This is a genomic window from Algoriphagus sp., assembly GCF_024642405.1.
GTDB lineage: Bacteria > Bacteroidota > Bacteroidia > Cytophagales > Cyclobacteriaceae > Algoriphagus.
Genome location: NZ_JAHEBC010000337.1, coordinates 1 through 4,135, shown reverse-complemented (window position 1 = coordinate 4,135; position 4,135 = coordinate 1). Strand labels below are relative to the sequence as shown.

Sequence of the window (4,135 nt, the reverse complement as noted above, 5' to 3'; positions counted from 1 at the left end):
CAGTCGAAACAAAATCCTTAATCCATCCTCCTGAGCAATTGATAATTTTATCTGCTATGACCTCTCCCTCCTCAAAAATCACTTTTACTCGACCGTTATTTAGTTTTGAAATTGAAGTAACTGGACTATTTCTTAGAATACTTGCGCCATTCCTTTCTGCAAGACTAAGCTGTGAAAGTATCGCCTGCTCTGGTCTCAAATACCCAGCCGATGGCTCAAAATAACAAGTCCCTTTCTTTCCCAATTGGAAAAGGGGATAATATTCTTGGAACTGTAAGGAGTCTAAAACCTTGTGGTTTATTCCATATTTTTCTGCAAACCCTACAGTTCTTTTCAAAAAACCTTCTGATCCATGTTTTGACCAGGGTAAATCCCCCGAATCCAACAAAATACCTCCACATTGGGTGAAAATGGATGAATTCGATAACATCTCTATCTCCCTCCATATCTCATGAGACCGCATCACCATAGGAACATAAGAATCAGATTCTCCCACCGCCAATCTTGTAATTCTTGTTTCTCCATGAGAGGAACCCATTTTATGGGGAGGGTCAAATCGATCAATTCCCAAGATGGAAATATTGGATTTAGAAAGTTGAAAAAGTGTTGCAGCACCTACTGCTCCTAATCCGATCACAACCACATCATATTTTTTTATACTCATGTGCATAAATAGATTAAAATACTACTAGATCAAATCAGATTTTCAACTTTCAAAAAGTAAGAAAAAAATGGGTAAGAAGACTGAGTTTTCAGTCTTCTTACCCATTTAAGATATTTCAATCATCTTTTGTGGGCAAAATCTACTTTTTGCCCATTTGGGCATCAATCAATTCTCTTTTTAATTTTCGTTCGCGGTCTAATGTATTTTTCCGGTGCGAATCAAATTCTTCCTGCACATCTGCCAGATCATTTTCTGCTTTTTTAATTTTCTTAAAACTTCCCATGTATTGCATCGAGAAAAAAGCAAGTGCTATTCCCAAAATTGCTACCAATAACCACATCATTGAAGAATAGAAAGTCTTGTGAATTCCCACTCCTAAAAATGTGAAGTTTTCTTTATTAGCAATAGCCTCTTCCTTCTGAGCCTCAGCCTGTATCAGTACGGTATTCATCCTTCCAATGGAATCTTTTTGACTGGAAATCTGGGTTTTGAGACCCAATACTTCTTGCCTCATCGTTCTCATTGAATCAAGCATATTTGACTTCAGCTTGTCAAGATTGGTCTTTTTGACAATTTTATATTCTTGATTTTTTTCTTGATAACTATTGGAAACGCTATAGACATAGTCAAACTGGCTGTCTATTGTTCCGCTATTTAAAGATCCTTCGTCTTGTGCCATTACTAGGCTTCCGCTTCCAATTAATAAAAACAGCAAACTACTTAGGGTCAATACTTTCAACATTAGGTATTTATTTTACAACTTGGGGTGATTCGAATCAGGCTTCAATAAACATGCCTTTGTGCAAAATTAATGGGATTTTTTTAAGTGTGGTTTAGAAGGTGAAGGTTATAAAATTGACTTTTAACTTTCATTAAAAAATTAGATCAAATTGACCTGTTTATGACGATTAGCTAATTTGAGGCTAAAGCTCTTTAACCGTATCCACTTTTGATGCTATCCATGCTGGCCTATAAGAGGCAAGTAAGGTTATTCCAATCACTGAAATACTTATCCAAATAAAATCTGTCCAGGATATTTTCACTGGATAGGCATCAATCACAGCAGAAGAAATTCCCAAAGAAACCAAACCAAATTTCTCTTGAATTAAGCAAACTAAAAACCCTAAAATCAATCCTATGATAGCTCCACTAAAAGCAATCAGAGAACCTTGTTTCAAAAAGATTCTCCTGATAAGTTTATCGGGAGCACCCATGGCTTTCAATACAGCAATATCTTTCTTCTTTTCAATTGCCAACATACTTAAAGAAAAGAAAATATTGAAGGAAGCAATTGCGAGAATAAAGGTCAAGGTAAGGAAGACAAAAAGCTTTTCGAGTTTGACGGTTCGGAGAAGTCCAGCATGTTGTTCATCGGTATTTTTGACTAAAAATTTTGTGCCTAGTAGTTCCTTTAACCTATCCTGAACATCATTTATACTCGCGTCTTCGTTTACTTTTATTTCTAAGGAAGTCCTCCTGTTTCCATAGTTCAAGAGGTTTTTGGCAAATTCCAAAGGAGCAATAACATATTCATCATCAAATTGTCGGTCAACACTGAAATAAGCAACCGGATCTAATATCGCTGAAGAATAAAGTTGACTTGGATCAATGCTAGCTGCTGATCTTGGTGCTTTTGGATAAAAAACTTTTAAAGGAACATTAATATCATTCAAATTGACAGAGAGGAAAAACCCAACTCCCCTTCCTAAAATTGCTCCTGGCCGGAGTTCGGTTCCGAGGGTAGTATCTCCCCAAAAATATCCTTTTGAAAATCTACCTTGATCCAAAAAATTATCTGAAACACCTTTTAGTCTAGCTACTATTTGATTCCCATTATAATCAAATAAGGCATTATCCTCGATTACTTCGGTTAATATCTCAACACCTTCAACGGACCGAATGCTGTCAAGCCAGTTATCTGTAATTTCAAAACTTTTCCCTTCAGCAGCTTCTATTTTAAGTTCAGCATCAAAACTTGCAAATAACCCTCTGATTAAATCCTCAAGCCCATTAAATACAGACATAACTATCACCAAGGCCATAGTACCTACCGCCACTCCTACCATTGAAATCGTAGAAAGAATGGTGATAAAGTTCCGCTTCTTTTTGCTGCGAAAGTATCTGCCCGCTATGAAAAAACTAAGGTTCAATCTGCTATGAGTTAATCTTCATTATCCTCTTCTTCCTCTTCAGGAGCCTCTGGAATATTTAAATCAGAAATAACCTTATCCATGTGCTGCGCATACGAAGCAGAATCATCAGGAAAAAATGCGATCTCAGGAATTATCCTAACTGATTTCCCAATCCTCTTGGCCAACTGATGCCTAATTTCTTTCTTATGCTGATTGATTAACTTATAGGTAGCATCAGGATCTGCCAGCAAAAAACTTAAATAAACTTTCGCAAACCCCAAATCAGGACTTACCAGAACATGAGTAATGGTAATCATTGCTCTTCCTACAAGATGCTTTGCGTCTTTCTGAAAGATATCTCCAAGTTCTTTTTGGATTAGTTTTGCGTATTTTTGTTGTCTTTTACTTTCCATATAAAGTATTTATGGTACAAATTTAGCGAAATAGTTGGGCAAGCTTTAATTTCGGGCAAAAGCAACTCATTTCAAACTCAATATTCCAAACATCTTGCTTAGATTTTTCAAAGTTAATGACCCATTTAGGTTGGTAGGATTAGCAATTTACTTGCTTATTCTAACTTCCATCTATCTTGTTTGGAATCCCCTTCCAATCACCTCACCTCAACTAATTTGGCTATTACTTGGAGAAAGGCTTGGGCAGGGATTTTTTCTTTATCAAGATATTATTGATGATACTGGTCCGCTTTCTGCAGGTTTTTTTACACTTGTAGATTTATTGTTTGGGAGAAGTCAACTCGCCTTTGAATTAATCGGAAGAGCCTTCATATTGTTTCAAATCATTTATTGGAATTCGACTTTGATCCGATACAGGGTCTTTGATGAAAATACCTATTTGCCTGCAATAATTATGGCAGCCTTGTTTCATTTCTCTTTTGATATGCTTTCACTAAACCCAGCCATGTTGGGAAGTACTTTTTTGATTTTGGCTTTGGGGCAACTTTTTTCCCAAACAGTTCTTCAAAAGGAAACCAGTGAATCAACTTTATTAATAGGAATTTATGGCGGCCTAGCTGCAGGGTTTCATCCAAGTTATATCCTGTTTTTACCTTACCTGATTTTTACTGCGATTGCCATCAGTGGGTTTTCAATTCGTCAACTGATGCTTTCACTAGTTGGATATACCTTACCCATCCTTCTTATTTCAGTTTTTTATTATTGGAATGACGGGCTGCAAGAAGCCATTGATATTTGGCCTCTCATTCTTCTTTCTGCTAAATCAACTTATCAATCGTACTGGAGCTGGTTGATCATAGCTACATTCCCTATTATACTTTCATTAATTGGTTATTTCTTAAGTGCAGTTCTGAAAGGATCCACCA

Annotated in this window: 4 protein-coding genes and 1 pseudogene; 1 reads left to right on the top strand and 4 read right to left on the bottom strand. The window is 36.4% G+C overall.

What is annotated here, in order from left to right; translation table 11 throughout:
- The 4 genes from Q0L68_RS17275 to rbfA all read right to left on the bottom strand — a co-directional run.
- Positions 1-664 (bottom strand): FAD-dependent oxidoreductase (locus tag Q0L68_RS17275; RefSeq protein ID WP_296705511.1); only part of this gene is annotated, 664 nt, incomplete at its 3' end.
- 139 nt (positions 665-803) lie between these two features.
- A complete protein-coding gene (locus Q0L68_RS17270) occupies positions 804-1,406 on the bottom strand; it encodes a hypothetical protein (protein WP_296705510.1) in 603 nt (200 codons plus the stop codon).
- A gap of 181 nt (positions 1,407-1,587) precedes the next feature.
- Positions 1,588-2,814: an FtsX-like permease family protein gene (locus Q0L68_RS17265; protein ID WP_296705509.1), complete on the bottom strand. Its 1,227-nt coding sequence runs from the start codon at positions 2,812-2,814 to the stop codon at positions 1,588-1,590.
- Between the two features lie 11 nt (positions 2,815-2,825).
- A complete protein-coding gene (rbfA, locus tag Q0L68_RS17260; protein ID WP_296705508.1) occupies positions 2,826-3,209 on the bottom strand; it encodes a 30S ribosome-binding factor RbfA in 384 nt (127 codons plus the stop codon).
- A gap of 94 nt (positions 3,210-3,303) precedes the next feature.
- Here rbfA and Q0L68_RS17255 point away from each other — a divergent pair.
- Positions 3,304-4,135: pseudogene (locus Q0L68_RS17255) on the top strand (hypothetical protein); the annotation flags it as partial.